Annotated in this window: 26 protein-coding genes; 16 read left to right on the forward strand and 10 right to left on the reverse strand. The window is 63.3% G+C overall.

Annotated features, from left to right (window positions below):
• Window positions 1-16: 16 nt before the first annotated feature.
• Window positions 17-268 (reverse strand): hypothetical protein, encoded by a 252-nt coding sequence (locus L1069_RS05675; protein ID WP_008327366.1) that lies wholly within the window; start codon window positions 266-268, stop codon window positions 17-19.
• Between the two features lie 210 nt (window positions 269-478).
• On the opposite strand from L1069_RS05675, the gene L1069_RS05680 reads away from it, so the two are divergent.
• From L1069_RS05680 to L1069_RS05750, 15 genes are read left to right on the forward strand one after another with little or no spacing between them, the layout of a single operon-like run.
• A complete protein-coding gene (locus L1069_RS05680) occupies window positions 479-847 on the forward strand; it encodes a hypothetical protein (protein WP_027238602.1) in 369 nt (122 codons plus the stop codon).
• Window positions 848-890: 43 nt separating this feature from the next.
• Window positions 891-1,505 (forward strand): lytic transglycosylase domain-containing protein, encoded by a 615-nt coding sequence (locus tag L1069_RS05685; RefSeq protein ID WP_027238603.1) that lies wholly within the window; start codon window positions 891-893, stop codon window positions 1,503-1,505.
• Complete coding sequence (locus L1069_RS05690; RefSeq protein WP_009503803.1) at window positions 1,502-1,795, forward strand: TrbC/VirB2 family protein; 294 nt, start codon at window positions 1,502-1,504, stop codon at window positions 1,793-1,795. Before L1069_RS05685 ends, L1069_RS05690 begins: the two co-directional genes overlap by 4 nt.
• The gene (locus L1069_RS05695; protein ID WP_027238604.1) at window positions 1,788-2,066 is read left to right on the forward strand and encodes a VirB3 family type IV secretion system protein; all 279 of its coding nucleotides are present in this window, start codon (window positions 1,788-1,790) and stop codon (window positions 2,064-2,066) included. The genes L1069_RS05690 and L1069_RS05695 overlap by 8 nt, the downstream gene beginning before the upstream one ends.
• Entirely contained in the window at window positions 2,056-4,431 is a 2,376-nt protein-coding gene (locus L1069_RS05700) for a type IV secretion system DNA-binding domain-containing protein (protein WP_040182600.1), read from the forward strand. The genes L1069_RS05695 and L1069_RS05700 overlap by 11 nt, the downstream gene beginning before the upstream one ends.
• A complete protein-coding gene (locus L1069_RS05705; RefSeq protein ID WP_024099338.1) occupies window positions 4,428-4,595 on the forward strand; it encodes a hypothetical protein in 168 nt (55 codons plus the stop codon). Before L1069_RS05700 ends, L1069_RS05705 begins: the two co-directional genes overlap by 4 nt.
• A 55-nt stretch (window positions 4,596-4,650) precedes the next feature.
• Window positions 4,651-5,739 carry a lytic transglycosylase domain-containing protein gene (locus L1069_RS05710; RefSeq protein WP_040104432.1) on the forward strand — a complete coding sequence of 363 codons (1,089 nt, stop codon included), beginning with the start codon at window positions 4,651-4,653 and terminating at the stop codon, window positions 5,737-5,739.
• Window positions 5,739-6,548, forward strand: coding sequence for a type IV secretion system protein (locus tag L1069_RS05715; protein ID WP_040104422.1), 810 nt, complete (start codon window positions 5,739-5,741; stop codon window positions 6,546-6,548). The genes L1069_RS05710 and L1069_RS05715 overlap by 1 nt, the downstream gene beginning before the upstream one ends.
• 17 nt (window positions 6,549-6,565) lie before the next feature.
• Entirely contained in the window at window positions 6,566-7,219 is a 654-nt protein-coding gene (locus tag L1069_RS05720; RefSeq protein WP_024099335.1) for a type IV secretion system protein, read from the forward strand.
• A 2-nt stretch (window positions 7,220-7,221) separates the two neighbouring features.
• On the forward strand, window positions 7,222-7,920 hold the full coding sequence (locus tag L1069_RS05725; protein ID WP_024099334.1) for a TrbG/VirB9 family P-type conjugative transfer protein: 699 nt from the start codon (window positions 7,222-7,224) through the stop codon (window positions 7,918-7,920).
• Window positions 7,917-9,296, forward strand: coding sequence for a TrbI/VirB10 family protein (locus L1069_RS05730; protein WP_024099333.1), 1,380 nt, complete (start codon window positions 7,917-7,919; stop codon window positions 9,294-9,296). The genes L1069_RS05725 and L1069_RS05730 overlap by 4 nt, the downstream gene beginning before the upstream one ends.
• 4 nt (window positions 9,297-9,300) lie before the next feature.
• A complete protein-coding gene (locus L1069_RS05735) occupies window positions 9,301-10,287 on the forward strand; it encodes an ATPase, T2SS/T4P/T4SS family (RefSeq protein ID WP_024099332.1) in 987 nt (328 codons plus the stop codon).
• On the forward strand, window positions 10,284-10,478 hold the full coding sequence (locus tag L1069_RS05740; protein ID WP_024099331.1) for a hypothetical protein: 195 nt from the start codon (window positions 10,284-10,286) through the stop codon (window positions 10,476-10,478). The genes L1069_RS05735 and L1069_RS05740 overlap by 4 nt, the downstream gene beginning before the upstream one ends.
• The gene (locus L1069_RS05745) at window positions 10,475-10,888 is read left to right on the forward strand and encodes a hypothetical protein (RefSeq protein ID WP_024099330.1); all 414 of its coding nucleotides are present in this window, start codon (window positions 10,475-10,477) and stop codon (window positions 10,886-10,888) included. Before L1069_RS05740 ends, L1069_RS05745 begins: the two co-directional genes overlap by 4 nt.
• Before the next feature lie 12 nt (window positions 10,889-10,900).
• Entirely contained in the window at window positions 10,901-11,977 is a 1,077-nt protein-coding gene (locus L1069_RS05750; RefSeq protein WP_024099329.1) for a type IV secretion system protein, read from the forward strand.
• A gap of 95 nt (window positions 11,978-12,072) precedes the next feature.
• Here the strand turns inward: L1069_RS05750 and L1069_RS05755 are convergent, their stop codons facing one another.
• Genes L1069_RS05755 through L1069_RS05780 form a run of 6 tightly spaced genes read right to left on the reverse strand, consistent with a single transcriptional unit; the run spans window position 12,073 to window position 16,190 of the window.
• On the reverse strand, window positions 12,073-13,419 hold the full coding sequence (locus L1069_RS05755; RefSeq protein WP_024099328.1) for an NAD(P)/FAD-dependent oxidoreductase: 1,347 nt from the start codon (window positions 13,417-13,419) through the stop codon (window positions 12,073-12,075).
• Window positions 13,420-13,464: 45 nt separating this feature from the next.
• Window positions 13,465-13,827 carry a hypothetical protein gene (locus L1069_RS05760; protein WP_027238612.1) on the reverse strand — a complete coding sequence of 121 codons (363 nt, stop codon included), beginning with the start codon at window positions 13,825-13,827 and terminating at the stop codon, window positions 13,465-13,467.
• Between the two features lie 4 nt (window positions 13,828-13,831).
• Complete coding sequence (gene merA, locus L1069_RS05765; protein ID WP_024099326.1) at window positions 13,832-15,244, reverse strand: mercury(II) reductase; 1,413 nt, start codon at window positions 15,242-15,244, stop codon at window positions 13,832-13,834.
• Window positions 15,245-15,256: 12 nt separating this feature from the next.
• Complete coding sequence (gene merF, locus L1069_RS05770) at window positions 15,257-15,448, reverse strand: mercury resistance system transport protein MerF (protein WP_081731463.1); 192 nt, start codon at window positions 15,446-15,448, stop codon at window positions 15,257-15,259.
• Window positions 15,449-15,480: 32 nt separating this feature from the next.
• A complete protein-coding gene (locus tag L1069_RS05775) occupies window positions 15,481-15,777 on the reverse strand; it encodes a hypothetical protein (RefSeq protein ID WP_024099324.1) in 297 nt (98 codons plus the stop codon).
• 14 nt (window positions 15,778-15,791) lie between these two features.
• A complete protein-coding gene (locus tag L1069_RS05780; RefSeq protein WP_024099323.1) occupies window positions 15,792-16,190 on the reverse strand; it encodes a mercuric transporter MerT family protein in 399 nt (132 codons plus the stop codon).
• Window positions 16,191-16,263: 73 nt separating this feature from the next.
• Here L1069_RS05780 and L1069_RS05785 point away from each other — a divergent pair, with 73 nt between their 5' ends.
• On the forward strand, window positions 16,264-16,698 hold the full coding sequence (locus L1069_RS05785) for a helix-turn-helix domain-containing protein (protein ID WP_024099322.1): 435 nt from the start codon (window positions 16,264-16,266) through the stop codon (window positions 16,696-16,698).
• A 92-nt stretch (window positions 16,699-16,790) separates the two neighbouring features.
• On the opposite strand, the gene L1069_RS05790 is transcribed toward L1069_RS05785, so the two are convergent.
• The 3 genes from L1069_RS05790 to L1069_RS05800 are packed head-to-tail and all read right to left on the reverse strand — an operon-like array spanning window position 16,791 to window position 21,716.
• Window positions 16,791-18,794 carry a type IV secretory system conjugative DNA transfer family protein gene (locus L1069_RS05790; protein ID WP_237455018.1) on the reverse strand — a complete coding sequence of 668 codons (2,004 nt, stop codon included), beginning with the start codon at window positions 18,792-18,794 and terminating at the stop codon, window positions 16,791-16,793.
• An 8-nt stretch (window positions 18,795-18,802) separates the two neighbouring features.
• A complete protein-coding gene (locus L1069_RS05795) occupies window positions 18,803-21,136 on the reverse strand; it encodes a relaxase/mobilization nuclease domain-containing protein (protein ID WP_096873516.1) in 2,334 nt (777 codons plus the stop codon).
• A complete protein-coding gene (locus L1069_RS05800) occupies window positions 21,123-21,716 on the reverse strand; it encodes a helix-turn-helix domain-containing protein (RefSeq protein WP_096708177.1) in 594 nt (197 codons plus the stop codon). Before L1069_RS05800 ends, L1069_RS05795 begins: the two co-directional genes overlap by 14 nt.
• Window positions 21,717-22,155: the final 439 nt, after the last annotated feature.

Consider the following 22,155-nt stretch of genomic DNA (forward strand, 5'->3'; position numbering starts at 1 on the left):
CTCCCGAGGTTGCCCATCAATCCCCTACCAATTGCAGGAACCGGCCATATTCCTCGCTGACTTCGCGCGCTTCCTCGAAGGCGCGGGCCCGTTCACCGTCGAGGCAACGGAAGTAGCTCTGGATATCCTGAATGTAATCTTCGAAGTCGCCGCGGATGATATCCGCATAGTCCCGCGCGGCCTGCGAATCGCTTGGCAGGAAAGGACGGGATGGCGCAAAGCAGGATTCCGCCAAAACCGGCCCAGGAACGCAGATCAGAAGGGCCATAGCTTGCAATGGGAGCAGGCATGTCAACCTTGGGTTTCTCAAACCTGTTATCTCCTTGATCGCGGACACTGGCCGTGACTAGTGTTTGCGTAACCAAACTACAGCCAAAGCACGATATTACATCTTGCGGTTGATAATATACTATCGTAACTCTGGGCTTCAAGTAGGAATGCCTGGGGTCGCGCCATTGGAGAAAGCGTGAGCCGGGCCATGAACTGGGACATCGAAGCACCAAATGTGGTTACGGAAGCCAGGTTCCGCGAGCTCGTGGAAAGCGGCTATAGCGCAGAAATCCTGTGCCAGGAGTCGGCACATAAGAAAGGCCCCAGCTATTACGGGGTCTGGATCATGCGCGTTGTCTCTGATGATGGGGTGGAAAAGCTCCTCGTCACCGCCCGCACACGGACGACCTACAACGATATCAAGATCCGCGAGTTCAAGACGATCTCCGGCGTGGTGTCTTTCTTCATTGGCCTTGGCTTTGCGCATGTCGACCTGCCGCTTGAGGCGGGCACAAGCCGCACGCATAAACTCGCCCCGTCAGACAAAGCCTCGTCAGACAAGGCCGCTGACAACTAACCTCGTCTGCCTCTGGCTGGTCGCAGCACCTGCCTCAGCGCAAATGGTCCTGGTCATGGAGAGCGACGGCTCCCTGATCCCGTCCCGCTCCCAAAGCAGCTTTGCTCGAAACTACTATGACGGGATTGGTCAGAGTTCGGCTTCCGATGGGATCGCGATCTTCGGCGAGGTAGAGGCCGAGCAAGAGGGCGTCCAAGTCGCGGCCCTTGCCCGCATGACTCCCCTGCCCCGCGCCGATGTTCTCTCCGGGATTCAGACCACGGCCTTGCGCTATGCCGGCCATCCTGGCCTGCGTCGCGCGGGGCTTTCCGTGACGGATTGGCTGGCTCTCTATCGGGCCAATATCGAGGTTGAGAGCGCCTACCGGCAGGATGCGATTTCAAGTGCAGGTGCCATTGGCCTTGGTCAATTGATGCCAGCGACGGCGCGTGATCTGGGCGTCGACCCGCGTGATCCGCTGCAGAACCTCGACGGCTCCGCCCGCTACCTCGCGATAATGCTGGAGACGTTCGGCGATCCGCACCTGGCGCTGGCTGCCTACAACGCCGGACCCGATGCGGTCCGCCAGTATGGCGGCGTTCCCCCCTACCGAGAAACCCAGAACCACGTGGCCCGCGTCATGGCCGTCGCGGCCCGATTGGAAGGATCAAATTCATGAAACAGATTTCAAACCTCTTTGTCGCCTCGCTGGCGCTATTCCTGCTGATTGCCGAACCCGCCCTCGCCCAGAGCATTGATCTCTCCCCGATCCAGAGCCTGTTACAGGGCATCGTGGATGCGCTGACCGGCCCACTTGGCGTTGTCATCGCGACGCTTGCCGTTCTCGGCGTTTTCTTGAGCTGGTTCTTCAACATCATCGACCTGCGCCAAGCGCTTTGGGTCCTCGTGGGCATCGCCGGTGTCGCGGCTGCCCCCACCATCGTTGCCGCGGTCTTTGCCGGTGGCTGAGCGCTCGCCTCTCTTTCTCGGCCTCGTGCGCCCGCCGAAGCTTCTGGGCCTGCCCATCATGTACGCGATGGTCTGGCTCTTTGGCTCGGTGCTCTTGTTCGTCTGGGTCCAGCACATCGCGGTGCTGGGCGTGGCCACCCTTCTCTATCCGGTGCTGTGGAAGGCCGCCGATTGGGACCCGCGTTTCATCGACGTGATGATGACGGCCCTGCAGGAGACACCGCCCACGCGCAACAGGTCCATCCATGGCGGGGACAGCTATGCCCCGTGATGACGCCCGTGATGCTGCGCTCGATGCCCGCACGATGACGCCGGACTGGTATGCGCGCGAGACCCGCCTCGCGCATATGCTGCCCTATGTGAGCCTCGTCGACGACCAGACCGTGCGGACCCGGGTGAACGAACTCTTCCGCTGCATCCGGCTCGAGGGGATCAACAGCTACACGACGGACGATGCCTATCTCGACAAGGTGACGGCGCTCTTTGCCCGCATCGTCGCGCAGCTCGGGCCGGAATTCAGCTATTACGTCCACAAGGTCTCCAAGGCCATCAAACCTGATCTCGACCCGATCCGTGAGGACAGCTTCGCAGGCGAGGTTGACCGGCGCTGGCGCGCGAAACTCGAGACCAGCGGGCTCCGCGACAAAACACTGACGCTCACCGTCATTCACCGCCCGCCCCCGAAAAGCCTCCTGCCGTTCCTCAGCCGCAGCGCGCCGGACCGACTGAAGGAGGAGACCCGCAAACGCCTGCAGCGCCTCGGTGAGGCCGTGAACGTCTTCCTGTCCGGCCTCGCAGAGCTCAAGCCGCGCATGCTCTCAGCCGGATCGGGAGAGTTGGTGGGATTCTTGGGCGCGCTGAACACGGGCACCGAGCTGCCGCTCTACCCGGCCAACACCTACGGCTTTTTGTCCTTCAACGTCGCCAATACCCGCGTAACGTTTCACGGAGACCATTTCGAGCTTTCCGAAGGCGTCGTGGGCCATCGCTACGGCAAGAGTTTCACCATCGGGGAATATGCTGAGGCCACCTCCTGCACCATGTTCGACATGCTGAACCTGCCGGTCGACATGATCGTGACGCACTCCTTCACGCCGATCAATTCGAACCTCATGGCGGGCCGCATCAAGCGGCAAAAGCGCCAGATGCAGGCCAGCCAGGACGCGGCCCTCTCGCTCCTGGAAGCCCTCGACATCGCCGCCGATGATCTCGAGGCCAAGCGCCAAAGCTTCGGCGAGCATCACATGGTCGTGACGCTCTTTTGCGACACGCTCGAAGAACTGCAAACCCTCAGCGCCGAGATCATGAACGCCGCCGCAACCGAAGGCGTGAAGATGATCGGCGAGCGGGTCGCGGCCAAGGCGCATTACTTGAGCCAGCATCCCGGCAACCAGCCCAAGCGCGTCCGTGCCAGCGCCGTCACCAATCGCAACTTCGCGGATTTTGCGGCCTTTCACCGGACACAGCTCGGCAAACCCGCCGCGAAAACCCCATGGGGCCGGGTCGTCACCTATTTGCCCACGCCGGAGCAGAGCGCCTACCGGTTTTCCTATCACGAGCAAGGTTCGCCCGACAAAGAACCGACCAGCGGGCATACCCTGATCATGGGACGGCCCGGGTCGGGTAAATCGGTGTTGTCGGCCTTCCTGATGACCCAGGCCCGTCGCGCAGGCGCACGGATCTTCGTCTTCGATTACCGTAATGGTATGGAGATGGCGGTCCGCGCCAATGGCGGGCGTTACGCGTCCCTGAACGCCGGTCAGCCTACGGGTCTCAACCCGCTCTGGACCGAAACCGATGCACGCGGCACCGCCTGGCTCTCGGACTGGCTCACCACGCTGCTCTACCGCGCCGACAAGCCCCTGACCCCGGCACAGACCAACCGCATCCAGGAAGTGGTGCGCCAGAACGCGCAGGCCTCCAATCCGGCCCTGCGGAACTGGCGGGATTTCGCATCGCTTTTTGTGTCCACCGATGATGGCGGCGATCTGCACCAGCGCCTGTTTGAGTGGACCGAAGACGGCCGCTATGGGTGGATCTTCGGCCAGACGCTGGAAGATACGTTCTCGCTCGAAGGCGAAGTGGTCGGGTTCGATCTCACCGGCATTCTCGACAGCGAGGCCGAGAAAGAACGCATGGCGGTCCTATCCTATCTTTTCCGCCGGGTCGAGCGCGAGATCGAGGATCGTCGCCCCACAATCATCGTGATCGACGAGGCCTGGAAGGCGCTCGACAACGCATATTTCGCCGAACGGTTGTCGAACTGGCTCGTGACTGCGCGCAAGCAGAACACCGTCGCGGTGATGATGACGCAATACGCAAGCCAGCTCGAGCGCACCCGGACCGGCAAGACCATCGTCGAGGCCGTGCCGACGCAGATCCTGCTGCCCAATATCCGCGCGCAGCCTGCGGACTACGCCATGCTGAACCTCACGGAGAAGGAGCTCGACGTCCTTCTCAACACGGGCAGCAACAGCCGCTTGGCGCTCATCCGTGACGATCAGGGCTCGATCGTCGTCGATGCCGATCTGAGCGCGCTTGGACCCAATCTCACCATCCTTGGCGGCATGGAAAAGGGCGAAGCGCACGTTGGCGCCGATTATCGCACCCGCCCGGACTTCTGGAGGCTTTCATGATCCGTATTCTCTTGTCCCTGACAGCACTCGGCCTGCTCGCTTCCTGTGCGCAGTATCGCGAACCGCAGGCAAACTGCTTCACCTTCCTGGCCTCGACAGCCCCTGTCGCGCCTGATTGCACCTTCACGCCTCTAGATGCGCCGGAGGGCGACATTGAAGTCTAGCCTGCCTCATATCCTCGCGTTTTGCCTGCTGCCTGGTCTCGCCTTGTCTCAAGGTGTGCCGACCAATGACAGTGGGCTGACCTCGCGTGACATCGTCGAGACCGGTGATCGCGAGGCTGACTTGGCCGTTCAGGCCGACAAGCTCGCCGTGCGCGAACTCATCGCGGAGATCGAGCGCGAACAGCTGGCAACCCTGCAACGCATCCTCGATGCCCAGACCAGCTTCGGCGGTCAGGGCTTGCCGGCTATGGTCTCGGGGCTGGAAAGCGGCAGCGGGTATCCGGCCCGGTCAGTCGAGGCGGTCTATGGCAATGCCGACATCGACCCCAATCCCGGCGGTGCGCAGATGTTCGGCGACGCCGCCGAGAACATCGAGCAGCTCATCATCCGCGTCGCCCAGGAAACCAGCGACTTTGCGGGTGTCGGCCGCGCTGGTCTCTCACCCGTCCAATGGCGCGCGTTGCTGCAAGCGCTCATCTGGCAGGAAAGCCGTTTCACCATTGGGGCACGGTCTCCCGTCGGCGCCTATGGCCTCACCCAGATCATGCCCGGCACCGCCAGCGATCTCGGCATCAACCCGGATTACTATGACAGCCCTTACCTGCAGGTGCATGGCGGCGCGCGCTATCTCGCGACCCAGCTCAACACATTCGATGGCAACATCATCAACGCGCTCGCGGCCTATAACGCCGGACCCGGCCGGGTGTTCGAGTATGGCGGCGTGCCGCCCTTTGCCGAAACCCAGCATTACGTTCAGGTCATTCCCGAACGCTACAATCTCTACCTGAGCCGTATCGGCGGGATCGAAGCGCTTGGCACGATCGACCCCGCGCTTCTGGCCAATGCCAACCTCTCAATCACCGGGCACGGCGCGGCCTTCTATGGTAACAACTCACCCGCCGCGATCAGGCAAGCCGCCTTCCGTATTGCGGACATCGTCGAGCGGATTTCCGAGACGGAAGACGTGCAAGAAAGCATCGCGCTCAACACCTATGCCCGCGCCGAACTCGTGCGCCTCGTCGCTGCACGCATCCGGCTTCAGGCGGCCCGCACCCGAGTCCTCTCTGCCGAGGAGCTGGCCCAGGCCAGCGCCCGCATGGCCGAAGGCGCGTTCATGGATTTTACGATCAGGGAGATTGAATGATGGGACGGAAGTTTCTGAGAGCGGCCTTGGCCGCAACGCTTGGGATTGGCCTGCATCTGGGAGCCCTCTCCCCTGCCGCGGCGCAGGGCGTGCCCGTCGTCGACACCCAGAACATCGCGCAAAACATCCAGCAGCTCCGGCAGATGATCGAAGACGAGATCCTGCAAAACGAGCAGCTGACGCAGCTCCGCGAACAGCTCGGCCTTCTCACGGATCAACTCGCGGAGCTGCAAAGAACCTATGAAGCGCTCACCCGACTTGCCGAGCTTCCAGAAATCATCCGCACGGAAATGGAAGACGAGTTGAACGGACTGCTCGACCAGGAGTTCGGAGACATCCTCGCCACCATCGAGGCCATCAAGACGGGTGACTTCTCAGGTCTGTCGGGCTCCGGTGCAGGCGAGATCGAAACCCAGATGGACCGGGTGCTGGCCGATCTCGGCTTCGATGAAGACACGCTCTCGGAAATGGCCACCAGCGGCAATCCCGGGGCCAACCGTGTGGCCACGCAGGCAACAACCGGCGCACTCGTCTCAGCCGCCGCCCAGAACAGCTATGAAGATGCCGGCCAGTCGCTCGAGCGGGTAGACCGCCTTGTCGGGCTCATCGACGACATGGAAGAGCTCAAGCAAAGCATCGATCTCAACACGCGCGTGACCGCGGAGCTCGCCATTGCGCTGGTCGCCATGTGGCAACTCGAAGCCATCCAGACCGTAGGCGATGGCACAGGCGGCGTGATCGATGCCGCCACCATCGCCGAAGAGCAGCGCTTCATGGATTTCACGTTACCGGACCTCCGGGCCGAGTGATCGCGAGGGCATGACGGGTGGCGACTGAACAAGAAATCATCGAGGAAGAACTGGTCTACGGTGCCTTGCGCCGCGAACGGCTCTGGCAACGCCTTGGTCTGGCAGGTCTTGTCTTCGGCATCATCGGCTGTCTGAGCGCAGCAGCAGTCGCGATCCTCGATGTCGATCCGCCCCCCGTCGTTGTCCCCTATGATCCCGCCACCGGCTTTGCACTCCCCGAAGCCTCGGTGGGCGCCTCCTCGGTGACCGCCAACCAGGCGATCATCGAGGCGGAGGTGTTCCGCTATGTGGCCGACCGGGAGGTCTATAACCAGCTCGACAACGATCTGCGCATCCGCAGCGTCCTGCGCCGCTCGGACGGAGCTGCCGAGAGCGGGCTGCGCCAGATCTGGAACAGCGCAAATGAAAACTATCCGCCGACCGTCTATGGCCCCAATGCTCGGCTCGACGTGGAAATCCTCAGCATCAACCGGATCGGAACCAACCGCGCGACGGTCCGCCTGCGCAAGCGCCTGACGTCCATTAACGGCACCCAGACCGGCCTCTTCACTGCGACGCTTCTCTTCGAGTTCCGCCCGGAGACCCGCCGCTCCATCGATGAGGTCTGGACCAATCCATTCGGCTTCACCGTCCTCGAATATTCCATCCGCTCCGACAGATTGGAGAACTGATCTTGTTTCCCGTACGAATTGCATTTGTTGTCCTTATCGTTTTGTTGCCGGGGTTGGTCGCCGCCGAAGCCATCCCGCGTGGCGGTCCCAACGACAGCCGGGTGCGCTTGGCCACCTACCAGGAGGGTCAGGTCTACCGTCTCAGCGTGTCACTCACCCATGTGACCACCATCGAGTTCGGGATCGGCGAAAGCATCCGCTCGATCATCGCGGGCGACACCGAGGGCTTCGAGATCGACGGCGTCCCGGGCGGTCAGGCCTTCGCGATCAAGCCCGTCGCGCGCGGGGTGCATACCAATGTGACAGTCTATACGAACCGCCGGAGCTACTACTTCAACGTCGAGGAGGTCCGCAGCCCAACCTTCTACGTGGTGCAGTTCCGCTATCCTGATGACGCTGCGCGCCCGACCCGGGCCATCGCCGCCCAAGCACCAAACTACAATTACGGCGCCAGCGCGCGGACCGAGTTCACGCCAACGCGCATCTGGGATGACGGGACGTTCACGTATTTCGCGTTTCCGAGAAACGCACCTGTGCCAGCGATCTTCCGCTACGCGGGCGGCCGTGAACGCACGGTCAACACGCAAACCCCTGAAGACGGCGTGATCCGCGTCAGCGGCGTGAACCGCCAATGGATCCTGCGACTTGGCGAAGAGGTGGTCTGCATCGAGGCGATCGCGCCCGCGGAGGCCACCTCATGAGCGATACCGGGAACACCGAGCTGGAAAAACGCCTCGCCGCCCTTGAGAAAGGCAGTGCCCGCGCCCCCACGGCGGCGCAGCGCCGGTCGCCCCTTCTCGCGCTGATCGTGATCCTCGTCATCGGCGTGGGTGGTGCCCTGCTTTATCTCCTCTCACAGCCCGACGAAGAGGAAGCCTTACCGACGGCCACCCCGGACGTCTTCCAAAACGAAGGGGACGGCTTTGGCGCTATCGAGACCTTGCCCCCGCCCGAGCCCGAGGTTGTGTTCGTCGGACCAGACCCCGTCGAGCCCAACGCGGAGCTTCTGGCGCAGATCACCGCCCTGCAGGCCCAGATCGAGGAGTTGCGCAACGCCCCTGAACCAGTTGTCGAGGAAGACACCGCCGCCGCAGAGGCAATTGACGCGCTGACTGCTCAGATCGCGGCGCTACAAGCCGCCTCGGAAGCAGCACAGCAACGATTTCAGGACGAACTGACGGCGCGGGATCGAAGTCTTGAACAACTCCGCATGGATCTGGAATTGGCCCAACTCGAGGCCAGCCGACCGCAACCCGCACCAGCGGGCCCCACGGAAGATGAGCTGCGCGCACGCGAGCAAGAGCGACTGCGCCGCGAGGAAGAAGCCCGGCGCATGGCCGAGCTGGAGCGCCGGGCCGCGGAGGAACGCGCCTTCCAGGAGCGGCGCATCGCCTCGCCCACCATCGCGTTTGGCGGTGCCTCAGGAGCGAATGAAACGGCTCTGACCGAACGCACCTTCGGCGAGGTGACGGATTTCGTGCTGAACGGTGCGCTGCCCTCCACCGTGACGCAGGCCGAGGTGATCGCCAATCCTTCCAACACCATCATCCAGGGCACCATGATCCAGGCCGTCATGGAAACCGCCCTCGACAGCTCACTGCCCGGCCAGACCCGTGCCGTGGTGTCCGAGGATGTCTACAGCGTCGATGGCGCGCGCCTCTTGATCCCCCGCGGATCCCGTCTCGTCGGGCGCTACCGCGCTGGCGTCGATATTGCGCAGCGCCGCGTCACGATCGCTTGGGACCGGATCATCCTGCCCGCGGGCCAAACCGTCCAGATCAGCTCCTTCGGGGGCGATGAACTTGGCCGCTCCGGCGTCACGGGTTTCGTGGACACGCGTTTTGCCGAGCGTTTCGGGTCGGCCGCCCTGATCTCGCTGATTTCGGCCGCGCCAAGTGCCGCCGCCTCCGAGGTCCAGGATGAGACTGCCGCCGACGTTCTCGAAGACGTTGGCGATGATCTGGCAGATGCCACGGACAGCGTCATTGGCGATTACCTCTCCATCGGCCCCGTCATCTATGTCGACCAAGGCGCGCGCGTCACCGTCATGGTCGACCGCGATCTGGAGATCTTCTAGCCCGATGTCGCTCAGCTATCTCGAGACATCCCTTGACCGGATCGACGCCGCCGCCCGCGACGATGTCATCGAGATCTGTATCAACCCCGACGGGACCTGTTGGGGCGAATTCCAGGGCGATCACTTCATGCGCGCGCTGGATCAAAGGCTGACGGGCGTTCAGGTCAGGGACCTCGGCAACCAGATCGCCTCCTCGGCCAATACCACGATGAGCAAGGACCGCCCCATCGTCTCGGTCTCGATCACCTACAAGGGGCGCCCGATCCGCGCACAGGTCATCACCCCGCCCGCCGTGCTCTCGGCCTCGTCGATCAGCCTGCGGTTCTTTTCCAGCCTGCCGCTCAAGGGCATCGAACTCGACTTTCTCTTCGGTAAGGAACGCAAGCTCGAAGAACTGCGCCTCGAGAAAACGCGCGAGCTGCGCGAGGTCGTGGCCTCCGGTTTGATCGATGACGCCCTCGCCTTCTGTGTCGAGAACAAGCTCAACATGATCGTCTCGGGCGGCACCTCGACCGGCAAGACCGTCGCTGCGCGAAAGATCCTCTCCCATGTCCCGTCTGAGGAACGCATCGTCACCATCGAAGAAGCCGCCGAGCTTCTACCGACGCAGCCCAATGCTGTGACCCTGATCGCCAATCGCGATGCGGAATTCCAGACCGCCGATGTGCTTCTCACCGCCACGCTGCGCATGCGCCCCGACCGGATCATCCTGGGCGAGGTGCGCGGCAAGGAGGCCATGACCTTTCTGGAAGCCATCAACACCGGCCATGGAGGCTCGATGACCACGCTGCATGCCGAAACCCCGCAATTGGCCGTGCAGCGGCTCGCGATCGCGGCGCTGAAGACCGAAATCCCGATGACCTATGCCGACATGATCCAGTACATCGAGAACTCCATCGACGTGATCATCCAGGCCGGCCGCCATGACGGCAAACGCGGCATCACAGAATTCTACCTCCCCGGCGCAACTGAGATTGGAATTTCCCAATGAAGACATTTGAATACGATATTCTGTCCTTTCCCATGACCCGCAAAGCCAGCCTTGCCGACATGCAGGCCAGCCTGAATGCCAAAGGTGCGAAAGGCTGGGAGGTGGTGTCGATCAGCTCCTCGGAATTCGCCAATGTGGGACACACGGTCTTCCTGAAGCGTGAAACCACAGCCACCGGATCCACGGCATGAGGCAGGCGAGCTGTACCCTCGTACTGACTGCGCTGGTCCTGGGCCTGACGTCGGCACCCGGCTTCGCTGAGCGCAATCTCGTGCCGACCCTCGAGCGCAGTTTCGACGTCTGTCCAGACCGGCCCGCTGAACCCGTGTGGATGCAGGAGATCCCCCTGCGCCAATCTTATCAGCGAGTTCTGGTTCAGGACATCTACCGCGCCCAGAACCTCGAGCGGATTGTCGAGACCGTCAGCTGCGCCTGCGAAATCCGGTTCCCGTCCTGGGACGCTGCCGAAGCGGTGTTTCGGGAGAGCTACGCGAGCGACGAACGATGGGAAATGCTCGAAGCCTCCGACGCCTACAACCGCCGCGCCAACGCCGCCCGAACTGCCGCCAAGGCCATCTGCGACGCCGCAGGTAATTGGTAAGGCAGCCCCGCGATGAGTGTCGTCACCTACTTCGTTGAAACCTCCCAGGGCTATCTCGACACCGCCGCAGAAACCCAGTTCGGATCGGTTGCGGCAACGGTTGGCACGCTTCTGGTGCTGGGAACAACGCTGGTGGTGGTTCTCGTTTTCCTGAACATGGTCTACCAGTACAAGGCGATGGACGGACGCACGGCATTCTGGCTCGCGGTCAAGATCGGGCTCATCGGGATATTTGCAACCAACTGGGTGCAGTTCAACGCCCTCTCCTCCGCCATCCTGGCCGGGATCGACAGCATTGCGGGTGCGCTGGTTGCTTCCGTTGGTGGTGGAACTCCCGGCCCTTCTGGCACTTTCGCAGAAGAGTTTGACCGGCTAATCGCGGAACTAGGGGACTATCTCAACGCCGCTGGGTCCGAGCTGAACTGGATGGCAGGGGCCATGCTCGACATTGTCGGGGTCCTCTTGCTCTCGATCCTCGGCGGGCTGGCCGCCTTCATCCTCGTGGCATCCCGCCTGATGATCGCACTTCTGATCGGGATCGCACCGGTGATGATTTTCCTGACCCTCTTCGAGGTCACCAAGGACTATTTCGCGCGCTGGCTGTCGGCGCTGGTCTCCTTCGCGCTCTACCCCATAGTCGTGGCCGGTGTGTTCGCGACAATCACGGGTGTCTCCTCTGCCCTCATCGGCGAACTCGGCGACCCGGAGGGAGCCTCAAACATCGGCGCGCTCATTCCCTTCTTCATGATGGTGCTCATGGCCAAGGGCTTCATCATTGCCACGCCCTTCATCGTCCGCGCGATCTCCGGAAACATTATGATGCCCGCCCTCTCCGGTGGTCTCGGCGGCGGCTACAGCTTTGCCCGCGCCGCCATGGGAAGCCAGCAGGCCTACAATCGCTACCTGATCGGAGGCGCAAGTGGCGCAGAATACGCAGCCCTCAGGGCGCGGCAGTTCTTCGGCGTGCAGCAGATGCCCGTGAGGCAGGGCATGGGGCAGACGGGTTCCGCAGGAGGCGCAGGATCCGCAGACTCGGGGTCAAAAATGCTGGCGCAGCTGGCGAGACTGGGTCGACTTGGCCGACGGTGACGGCCCGTAGCGGACCTTCACATATCGAGTCGCGAAGGTCCGGTTCCGGGGTGTTACTAACATGAAGGAGTGCGCAACGGAAAGCCGTTGCACCATCAGAACATTGACCCCAAGTCAGAAGCCCCTGTCGGGTAAGCGGCAGGCATCGCTTTCACCTGCGCCGCCGTCAGCCCCAGCTTGATCGCCAGCGAGAAGACGTTGATCAGCTCGGCATACTCCGGGCCGAACATGTGGGCTCCGAGGATCTTGCCATCCTTGCCGGTGATAATCTTCGCACCGGCATGTGTTTCACCGATGCGCTTCTGCGAGAACCAGCCCGAGGTGTCGGTGAAGCTCACCTCCACATCACCCACCTCTCGCGCCTCTTCCTCGAGCAACCCGACCCGCGCCAGCTCGGGTATGGTGAACACCACGCTCGGCACTCCAGTGTAGTCGGGTTCAGTCCGCTTGCCCTTCAGCATGTTGGAGGCGGCGATCTTACCTTCGAACACAGCTACCGGGGTCAGCGGCTTTCCTGGCGAGGCGGCAGCGTCTCCGGCCGCATAGATGCGTGGGTTCGACGGAGATTGCAGCCAAGGCATGACCTTCACGCCACCGTGCTCGGTTTCGATATCGGCAGCCGCAAGGTCAAGATGGTCGATGGCAGGCACCCTACCTGCACCGTGAACGACGAGATCGGCTTCGATGGAATGGCTCTGACCGGCCCTGCGGTAGAGCACCCGGCGCGCCCCATTCGCGTCCTCGATCCGTTCCATTTCGGCCTCGGCCGCGATCTTAATCCCGGCTTCGCGGCTCCGTTCGAGCAACATCTTTACGAGTTCGGGGTCAAACATCTTCAACTGGCGTGCGCCGCGGTCGAGGATTGTCACCTCAGCTCCCGCCAGCGCGGCGATATGGGCGAATTCGAAGGAGATGTAGCCGCCACCGACAAAGGCGATCCGGCGCGGCAGTTCGGCGAGGTTCAGGAAATCGGTGCTGTCGATCAGTCGCTCGGCACCGGGAAATTTCAGCGGCCTCGGCTTTGCGCCCGTAGCAATCAGTGCGCGGCGAAAGGCGATCTCGCCGTAGCCGTCGATCTCGATCCGGTCCTCGGCGGTGAAGCGCGCGCGGCCATGTAGCGTTTTCACCCCGGCCTCTGTCAGCGCACTTTCCATGCTCTCGGGCACCGGGTCGGTGAAGCTCTCCTTGTGCTTCATCAGCGTGGGCCAATCGATCCTGGTCTCTCCTGCGACGCCCTTGCCTTCGAGCAGCCGCACGGCCTCCACCGCCTCGGCGCCGGCGCGCAGCATCTTCTTCGGGTCGCAGCCCCGGAGTGCGCAGGTGCCGCCATAAGGCAGCTCGTCGACGATGGCGACGGACCAACCCGCCTGGCTGCATTTTTTCGCGGCGTTGATCCCGGCCATGCCGGCGCCGATGACGATCAGGTCGAGTGTCTCGGTCATATGTGCTCCTCGTTCATGCTTGTCAGTCTGGGGCCGCTTACGCGTTCAACGATAGCGACCCATCAATCGTTCACTCAGCCCCCAGATCGCCATAGTGCCTCCACCCGTCGCAATGCCGAGCCAACGCCAGCCGTCCTCTCCGAGCGGCACCAGCCCCGTGCCATGGCCCAGCACAGGAAGCGTCATCGCCAGCAGGAAGGGCCCGGTGTAGCGGCAATGGACCCGGCCACAGCGCCGGGCATTGAACAGGCAGGCACTTCCCATCCACACCAATGCCAGCAACCAGATCCCCATCTTGGGTCCATCGGGCAGTGGAATCGCCAGCACCATGGCACCTATCGGCAACCACCAGGCAAGAGCGGCGCCGAGAGTCGAACCGAGGAGGTCGCGCTTCGATTTTCCGCTCATGCCTTCACCCAGCGCAGCAACTGAGAGCGGCCACGTCCTTCTCGAAGGTCTGGGCCGCAAGCTTCAGCCCTTCCACTGTCGTGAGATAGGGCATGATGGTATCGCCCAACTCCTCGTAGGTGAGCCCGGCTTTCAGCGCCATCGCTGCGGTCTGGATGCTGTCTGCGCCCTCGGGGGCGAGGATCTGCGCCCCCAGCAGGCGTTTGCTGCCTGCCTCGGCCACCAGCTTGATCAGACCGCGCGTGTCGCGGGCGGCAAGCGCGCGGGGGACTGCGTCGAGCGGCAGGACCGAGGTGAGGACCTCGTGTCCAGCGGCGCGGGCCTGTGCCTCGCTCAGTCCCACGCCCGCCACCTGCGGATCGGAGAACACGACCCAGGGCATCGTGCTGTTGTCGTAGCTGCGTGCCTCTCCCGCCACCGCGTTCCGGGCGGCGAGCTTGGCGCCGTAGGCCGCCATATAGACGAACTGGTTGCGCCCTGTGACATCGCCAGCGGCCCAGACGTTCGAGTTGGTGGTGCGCATCTGCGCGTCCACCACGATGCCGCCGCGCGCGCCGGTCACGATCCCGGCCGCGCCGAGGTTCAAGCCATCACTGTTCGGCACCCGCCCGGTGGCAAGCACCAGTCGCTCGGCGATGAAGTTCTCACCCCCGTTACCGGTCAAACGTAGGCCGTCGCCGTCGCGCACCACGCTCTCGTAGCCGGCGACCCGCGCCAAGCGAATACCCTCGGAAGCGAGGTAGCCCTCCAGTGCTTCGGAAATCTCGGGTTCGGCCTCGGGCAGCACACCGCGGCGGCTGACCAGCGTCACCGCGACACCGGCACGGGCGAAGAGCTGCGCAAACTCCACGCCGATATAGCCCGCACCGAGGACCAGCATTGAGGCGGGTAGAACGGTGAGTTCCAGCGCCGACGTGCTGTCGAGGGCGCCGATATCCTGAATGCCGGGGATCGCGGGCGCGTGGGGACGCGATCCGGTGGCGATAACGATCTTCGCTGCCGGGAACGCCGCGTCGTCTACGGTAAGACTGCCTTTGCCGTCGAACCGGGCGCGACCTTCGATGTAGTCCACGTTCTCGTGCCGAGGCAGCACGTCGGCGTATTTTGCCGCGCGCAACTCCTCAACGAGCGCCTGCTTTTGCGCAACCGTCGCAGTCCAATCAGTCACGCTGGCTTCGGCACTGATGCCGTCAAACCGATTGGCGGCGCGGGCGTGGTGAAGGCCCTCCACGGCGCGGATCAGGGCCTTGGAGGGCACGCAGCCCACGTTCACGCAGGTCCCGCCAATCGTCCCATCGCCGATCAGCGCGACTCGAGCCCCGGCTTCGGCGGCGGTAATGGCGGCCGAAAATCCGGCCGAACCAGCGCCGATCACAGCGAGATCGTAACCGCCCTTGGGAGTGCAGCAATCTTTCATATCATTCTCTCTTCAATTCGTGCGTTGGCGCCGCCAGAGCGCAAAAATGGTGATGCCGATGAACACTGCCAGCGCCGGCAGGAGCACGAAGTCGAGCCAGCCCAGCATGGCCGAGAGCCCGACCGCGCCCAGCAGGACCACAAGGACCGGGGTGAAGCAGCACAGCGCCACCAGGACGGTGCCGATCAGCCCGTATTTCAGCATGCGGTCGTCCTTGGGGTTTGTCTCGCGCTCGCTCACGAGACGTCTTCCTGGGCCACTGTTGCTCCATAGCCCACTCCGGTGACGGCGGCGATCAGCTGGTCCGGGTCGGTGGCGAGATCGTCATAGTGCAGGACGTAAACGCCATCCTCGGCCTCGCCCTCGAGGAATTCCGCGATCTCCACAGTCTCCACGCGCTTGAGCGCAGTGGCGACGATATAGCTGCACGAGGGGCAGGTCAGACCAGTGACGTGCAGGCGGGTCTCGGCTTCGGCTGCAAAGATCGCGGTCGGCGAGATCCAGAGGATGGCAGCGAGTAACACTTGTCTCATGATGGGCTCCGATATCAGAAGGTTAGGATGCGCGGCGCGACATAGGGAAAGACCAAGGCCAGCAGCACCACGGCCAGCGCACCCCAAAGCAGTCCGCGCATCAGGCCGCGATCCACCGGGCGCGCGCAGACCCCGGTGCCACAGTCCTCGGCAGACACAGGTCGGTAAGCCTTCCAGAATCCATAGCCGAGCGCCGCCAAGGCGAAGGAGAGGGTTATCCACTTGTAGGAGTAGAGCGCTGTAAGTTGGCCGATGAAGACCCCGGTGACGCCAAGGCTAACCAGGACCAGCGGCAGGATGCAGCAGGAGGTCATCGCCAGCGCCCCGAGCACCCCGGCGCCAGTGGCGGTCCATCCGGTCCTGTCGGGGCTGTCGCCCTCCCAACGTTCGGTATCGTTCGTCTCGATCGTCATCGTGTCACCCTGTTGTCGTTCGATGACTGACAAGATAGGGTCTGTAGCAGCTACAGGATCAAGGAGAAATTTCATGTCGGCTGATCACGCCCCCGCGAGCGAGCTCAAACGCTCCGATCTGGCCAGGCTGACCGGCTGCAACCTCGAGACGATCCGTTATTACGAAAATGTCGGCCTGGTGCCTGATCCGCCACGCACCGCATCGGGCCATCGCCGCTACAGCACGGCACATGTGGAGCGGCTGAACTTCGTGATGCGCGCGCGGGACCTTGGCTTTACTATGGAAGAGATCCGCGGGCTGCTATCTCTCGTCGATCGCGGCAGCCACACTTGTGCCGAGGTCGAGCGGATGGGGCGCCACCATCTCGAGGTAGTGCGCGACAAGATCCGCGATCTCCAAGTGATCGAGACCGTGCTCGCTCAGACAATCGCACGCTGCACCGGCTCGGACACACCAGATTGCCCCCTGCTCGACGTCCTTAGTGCGGGACAGACCAAGTCAGAGTAATCAGAAAGCTCGGTGGAATAGCTGTCATACACGCGAATTGCAGCGAATGGCCGTTGTCCGCCCTCTATGACCGTCAGACCATGCCCACCGCCCTACCGGTGAATTGGCTTTTTGCCACCCTCCTCCTCTCGCAGCATCTCTTCCATTTCATCCAATCCATCGACAGCAGAGCGCATCTGCGCCTCATCATCCACGCCCACTGTCTCGGCATCCGCAACCTGGCCCCCAAAATCCATTTCCATCTGTCGCTGTTCCTCGGCGATTACGGCTTGAACGACAGGCGCAGTCTTCTTTGGGGTGACATCGGTTTGCCCTGACGATTGGCCATCAGCAGCGTGGCGTGCGGCCTCAACGTCGGCGTCGGGTCCGCCTGCTCCGTCCGAAGGCGGCGTCATCGGCATGGCGCGCACACTCAGCGGCAGCGTGCCCTGCGGCCCCCCTCCCCCCGGCTTCGGAAACGGCAACTCCCCCGTCTGCGCCGCGTGGATCGCCTTGAACAGCCGATCGTCAAAATATTGGATCCGCTTCGCGCGGACCGGCATCTGGGCATCGATCACCATGACGATCTCGTCGAGCGGCAGGCGGCGCGCCTCATCCTCGGGCAGGAGAGAGCTTTCTTCGGTCCGGGTGGACTGGCTGCGTCCTTCAAAGGGGTTCTTGCCGATGGACTGGGAGCGCGTGATGACGGTCTTCGTGGTCTTGCCAACCGCCTTGCTCAGCTCTTCGACGGTCTTCTCATCAGAAGGCGTCAGGTAGAGCTTCACGCCCGCGTTGCCCTGCAGGGCGCGGCGGGTGTTCTCGCCGTAGATTTCATCGAGGGCGGGGATGGTTTGCGTGACCACAGCCAAATGCCCGCGATAGGTGCGCAGGGTCTCGATGCTCTCGACCACGATGGGCATCTTGCCCAAGCGATTGAACTCGTCGAGCATGATCATCACTGGCCACTGCTCATCCGGCCCGGGGTCCTTTTCCTGCATCGCCGAGAGGAGATCGGAGAAGAAGAGCCGGATCAGCGGCGCGAGGGGTTTCACCATCAGCGGCTGGACCACGAGATAGACCGAAAAAGGCTTCTTGCGGATCGTGCGGAAATCAAAGTCCGAGACTGCCGTCGCCTCATCGATGGCCGGGTTCTGCCATTGATCGAGCCCCGAGGTCATCAGGAGCGAGACGTAAGAGGTCAGCGTGTCATTATTGGTCGAGGCCAGCCGGGTGAAGATCAGCTTGGCGGCCCTGTTGTCGACCTCGTGGCCGCGCGCGAAGTATTCCTTCTGCTTGTTCCCGCCCGAGGCGGCGATCCGATAGATTTCGCCCAAGGTGGGGCGCTTGCGCTGGAAGGCCAAGAGCCCTGCCGCCACGAAGAGATCGATCCCGCCCTTGAGGAGGCCCTGCACCCGGTCATTGTCGCTCTGCAGGAACAGCGTCGCCAGGAGCTGCAGTTCCATCTGCTGGCGCGCGGGATCTTTCAGTTGATGGATGCGCAGGAGCGGGTTGTAGCGATGGGTGCGCTTGCCCTCCCAATCGGTGGGGGCAAAGCGATAGACCTTGTCGCCTTGGCCTGCGCGGTGCCGGGCCGTTGCCTCGAAACACTCGCCCTTCACATCGAGCGTCACGGCGGAGCCTTGCCAGGTCAGCAGGTTCGGAATGACGAAGCCCGTAGTCTTGCCGCGACCGGTGGGGGCCACGATCAGCGCATGCGGGAAAACCTTCGAGCAGATGTAATTGGCGCGGGAGCCCGGCGGCCCCAGCTTGCCGAGGATGAACCCGGTGCCGGGCGCCCCGAAGAACCCATTGGCCTTCATCTCGCGCGCGGTCTGCCAATGGGTCTGGCCAAAGCGTGTCAGGGCGGACCCCGAGAGGGCGAGGCTCAGCATCAGGCCGGCGGCAGCGAAGCTGCCGATGATCAGGTGAATAAGTTGCGCATCCACCGGGCGGCGGTCCAGGATCGCCAGATAGTTCTGCGCGATATATGCAAAGTCGATCTCGGCCCCGAAGCCGAGATCCTGGTAGGTCAGCACCGCCGAGGCGATGGTATAGCCCATGGCCCCGGTCACCAGCGTCACCAGCAGGACGCCTGTGGCGATCCGCGCTTTTCCCATGGAGGCGCTCAATGGACTTGGCCCCGCTCGGTCTCGCCATCCACGTCTGTCGGGCGGTGCTTTTCATATTCGGTGTCGGCAAGATCATCGACCACCTGGCGCAAGGCCTCCGTGTTGGCCGTCGCTGCATCCGATTGCAGGTAGACCTTGGCGACATAGAGCCGGTCGAGACGGTCCTCGAGAACCTTTTCCAGCGCATCGGCATCGCCAGATGTGAGCCGCTCAAGTTGACGGTTATCAAGCACCCGCGCGATCTCGTCGCGGAAGGCGTCCCGCTCCGCCTCGCTCTCGAAGGGCGCGGACAACTCCCCCGCCCGCTCATGGTCCAGAACACGCGCAATCTCGTCTGCGAGGCGGTCGGCATTGTCAGACCGCGGCGCAGTTTCATCGCGGGTTGCGAGGATGTCGTCGCGCGTGCCAGACCCGAGCCTGTCGCGCAACTCGTTTTCGCGGCGGACCTGATTGATGACCTCCGTGTCCCGGCTCTCGACGACGGCCGCATAGGTCGCGCCAAGCCCGCGGGCGAGGTGGGACGGCATGTCCGGATAGCGCGCGCGCAAGTCATCCGTGACAGCATCTGCAACCGGCACGCGGAGGTCGCGTCCCTCCATGATGCGGTCGACCTCGCGGGTGATCTCGCTGGCGCGGGCCGCATCGGTGATGGTCTCCCTGTAAGGCTCAGACCGGTCGATCACATCGCCGGGACGTGCGAGCAAGTCCGGGTGTGCCTCGAGATACGCGCGCTGCTCCGTCTCGATCCGACGCTCCGCCCGCGAGACCACTTCCCAGTCCCGGTCCTCCACCTGCTGCGCTGTCAGGCCCTCTGCGCGCATCTCCTGACGGATTGTCCCTTCCATCGCCCGGACCGCGTCCCGGTGATAATGGAACCGCTCGCTGATCGGTTCCGCTTCCATGACACCATCCCGGCGCAGCACCTTCTCCTGTTCCAGCATCGTGCCAAGTTCGACGTGCACATCGTTGAGAATGTCGCGGGCCTGTTCCAGATCGGCGCGGCGTTCGAGGTTCAGATCGCGCGCCTCGGCCACCTTGGAGAGATCATTGGCGATCCATTGATGCTCAAGCGCTGCATTTGAGGCGCCCGTCTCGATCCGGGCCACCACTTCCGATGTGCTGATCCCCGTGCCCCGTAGTGCTACGTCAATGCGCGATCTCAAGTCGGGCTCGGCCAGTCGCTCGCGCTGGCTGGCGTCGATATTGGCTTCAGAATAGATCCCCCCCTCCGAGGGGGCCTCTGATAGCGAGCCCGAGCGCAGCCCCAAGGGCTGCATGTGCTGGACCTGCGCCTGGATCTCGATGAGGCGTTTTTCCAGCACGGGACGTTCCGCGTCAGACTTCTCGGCGATCATGCCCTGCACCCGCGCGAGCTTTTCCGCATAGAGGCTTCTGAGATCCTCGAAGCTTTGATCCTCGGCCATATACACATCTCCTGTTCGGTCCACCTGCCCGCCATGGGCCAACACCTCGCCCGCGCGGAAGAGCGCCGCGGCGATGTCTTCGCGGGCCTCCCGGGAGGCCTCTGTGGCCAGCGAATGGTAGACGGTTCTGGTGTTGGCGATCTCCGCCAGCGTCCGGGTCAGGTCTGTCCCCACACGCTCGCGCTCGCGGGGCGCGCGACCCTCTTCTTTCGCCGCATAAACCTCGCTGGTCCGGGCTGGGTAATGCACAACCCCGCGATCCACCCGCCGCGTGGCTTCCAGCCGCACACCGTACTTCTCGGCCTCCTCGACCATGGCGAGGCGGAAGTCGTCATAGTTGAAGCGATGGTTGCGCCCCAGAAAGAAGAACTCACCTTCCTGCGAGCGGCGGTTCAGCACCAGATGCGCATGGGGGTGATCTCGGTCCTCATGCACCGCGATGATGTAATCGAAATGCCCCGCGTCGGTCTGGAAGAACCGCTCGGCCACATCGGTCGCGATGTCGCGCACATCCTCTCCACGCGTGCCGATCGGGAAGGACATGAGCATATGTGTTGTCTGCCCGAGCTTCGGCTTGAAGCCCGCATCCCACCGCTTGGCAAAGCGCTCTGTGAGGTCCTTGATGTCACCCGCCTCGAGCTTCGCCTTGCCATCCAGAAACCCGCTACTGTCGACGATATGGGTGGACTTGGTGGTGAGGTAATCGAGCTGGTTTGCGAGCTGCGATTTGGTATGCGTGCCCCCGCCCCGGATCGCCTTGAAGACCGCCGGCCGGTGCCCTGCTGCCGCGCGCACAAGCTGGGTCTGCTTGGCGACATGCAGCCCCTGCATCGAGCCCCGGATCCGGCTCCAGCCGTCTCGGAAGACCTCGCCCGTGACGGCGTCGACAGCATCATTCAGCCGCATGGGCAAACTCCCTCAGCGCGGCCGTGGCCTGCAGCTGCATCGCGTCTCGACGGCGGCGCAGAAGCAGATCGATCTCGTCCGCGGAATCCAGAATGAACCGCGCCAGCCCGCGCATCTGCGCGAGGCGCAATTCGGTGAACTCGGCACTCGTGCCCCCCACGGCCCCCTGCCCCCGCCGGTTGGCCTGCGTCATCTGCTTGGCAATCTGCGCGACCCCATTGCCGACCTCGTGCAGTGAAGCGCGGTAACGCGCCATCTCGGCTGCCATCTGCGCGTCCGGAACGAACACCCCGCCTGCCGCCTGAATGAGCCGCCGCAGCCCTTCGGCCCGGCTTTCGATTCCGGCCTCGGCCAGCACCTCGTCGAGCGCCGCAAGCTCCGCAGCCGTGACCTTCACACTGACCGCTGAGACCGGAATTGCGGCATCCGTCTGGCGCTCGGCATCGGCTTTGAGCGTGTACTGGATCGCCCGCACCGACACGCCAAACCGTTCTGCCAGCACTGAAGTGGAAACGCCTTCCGCAGCTTCGCGAACGATCTCCATGCGGTCCGCATCTGTGAGACGTTTTGAGCGCGACATGCGAAGAAAGACCCCCTATTTCCTGCCACCTTCCACCAAGGCTGCCCCTACCTTACGATAATATACCAAGCTGTCAATTATATACTTACGTCGCATTCAGGCTCAGGCAGCCTTGGTGTCCGCTTCACGCCGCGGCCCGCAGGGACGCGGCTCTGCCGCCCTCACCACCGGGCGACCCACCTGTCCTAGGGGTCCCGTCCGCCAGCCCCGCCCGAGGGTCTGGCCGAACGCCAAGTGTTCGGACGGAACCGCGGGCGGGCGCAAACCCCACCGACAGGGCGGACAGGCAGGGTCAAGGAGGGCCAGATTTGGCTTGCCAAATCTCTGCCGCAAAAACCGGGAGGCCCTGGCCGATAGGTTTTTGCGGATGGCCCCCTTGAGGCTGACTGGCCGGTCTGTCGCGGCCTGATCATTCCGGGGGGAGTGCGTCCGTTGAACG

The sequence above is a fragment of the Leisingera sp. MMG026 genome (assembly GCF_021654205.1).
In the GTDB taxonomy this organism is placed as follows: Bacteria; Pseudomonadota; Alphaproteobacteria; order Rhodobacterales; family Rhodobacteraceae; genus Leisingera.

Coding starts and splice junctions, on each gene's coding strand:
- L1069_RS05715 (WP_040104422.1), top strand. CDS start 5,739: ATGGGACGGAAGTTTCTGAGAGCGGCCTTGGCCGCAACGCTTGGGATT.
- L1069_RS05730 (WP_024099333.1), top strand. CDS start 7,917: ATGAGCGATACCGGGAACACCGAGCTGGAAAAACGCCTCGCCGCCCTT.
- L1069_RS05740 (WP_024099331.1), top strand. CDS start 10,284: ATGAAGACATTTGAATACGATATTCTGTCCTTTCCCATGACCCGCAAA.
- L1069_RS05790 (WP_237455018.1), bottom strand. CDS start 18,794: ATGGGAAAAGCGCGGATCGCCACAGGCGTCCTGCTGGTGACGCTGGTG.
- L1069_RS05675 (WP_008327366.1), bottom strand. CDS start 268: ATGGCCCTTCTGATCTGCGTTCCTGGGCCGGTTTTGGCGGAATCCTGC.
- L1069_RS05700 (WP_040182600.1), top strand. CDS start 2,056: ATGCCCCGTGATGACGCCCGTGATGCTGCGCTCGATGCCCGCACGATG.
- L1069_RS05755 (WP_024099328.1), bottom strand. CDS start 13,419: ATGACCGAGACACTCGACCTGATCGTCATCGGCGCCGGCATGGCCGGG.
- L1069_RS05705 (WP_024099338.1), top strand. CDS start 4,428: ATGATCCGTATTCTCTTGTCCCTGACAGCACTCGGCCTGCTCGCTTCC.
- L1069_RS05785 (WP_024099322.1), top strand. CDS start 16,264: ATGTCGGCTGATCACGCCCCCGCGAGCGAGCTCAAACGCTCCGATCTG.
- L1069_RS05760 (WP_027238612.1), bottom strand. CDS start 13,827: ATGAGCGGAAAATCGAAGCGCGACCTCCTCGGTTCGACTCTCGGCGCC.
- L1069_RS05750 (WP_024099329.1), top strand. CDS start 10,901: ATGAGTGTCGTCACCTACTTCGTTGAAACCTCCCAGGGCTATCTCGAC.
- L1069_RS05735 (WP_024099332.1), top strand. CDS start 9,301: ATGTCGCTCAGCTATCTCGAGACATCCCTTGACCGGATCGACGCCGCC.
- L1069_RS05745 (WP_024099330.1), top strand. CDS start 10,475: ATGAGGCAGGCGAGCTGTACCCTCGTACTGACTGCGCTGGTCCTGGGC.
- L1069_RS05800 (WP_096708177.1), bottom strand. CDS start 21,716: ATGTCGCGCTCAAAACGTCTCACAGATGCGGACCGCATGGAGATCGTT.
- L1069_RS05690 (WP_009503803.1), top strand. CDS start 1,502: ATGAAACAGATTTCAAACCTCTTTGTCGCCTCGCTGGCGCTATTCCTG.
- L1069_RS05780 (WP_024099323.1), bottom strand. CDS start 16,190: ATGACGATCGAGACGAACGATACCGAACGTTGGGAGGGCGACAGCCCC.
- L1069_RS05795 (WP_096873516.1), bottom strand. CDS start 21,136: ATGCGGCTGAATGATGCTGTCGACGCCGTCACGGGCGAGGTCTTCCGA.
- L1069_RS05680 (WP_027238602.1), top strand. CDS start 479: ATGAACTGGGACATCGAAGCACCAAATGTGGTTACGGAAGCCAGGTTC.
- merF (WP_081731463.1), bottom strand. CDS start 15,448: ATGCTGAAATACGGGCTGATCGGCACCGTCCTGGTGGCGCTGTGCTGC.
- L1069_RS05685 (WP_027238603.1), top strand. CDS start 891: ATGGTCCTGGTCATGGAGAGCGACGGCTCCCTGATCCCGTCCCGCTCC.
- merA (WP_024099326.1), bottom strand. CDS start 15,244: ATGAAAGATTGCTGCACTCCCAAGGGCGGTTACGATCTCGCTGTGATC.
- L1069_RS05775 (WP_024099324.1), bottom strand. CDS start 15,777: ATGAGACAAGTGTTACTCGCTGCCATCCTCTGGATCTCGCCGACCGCG.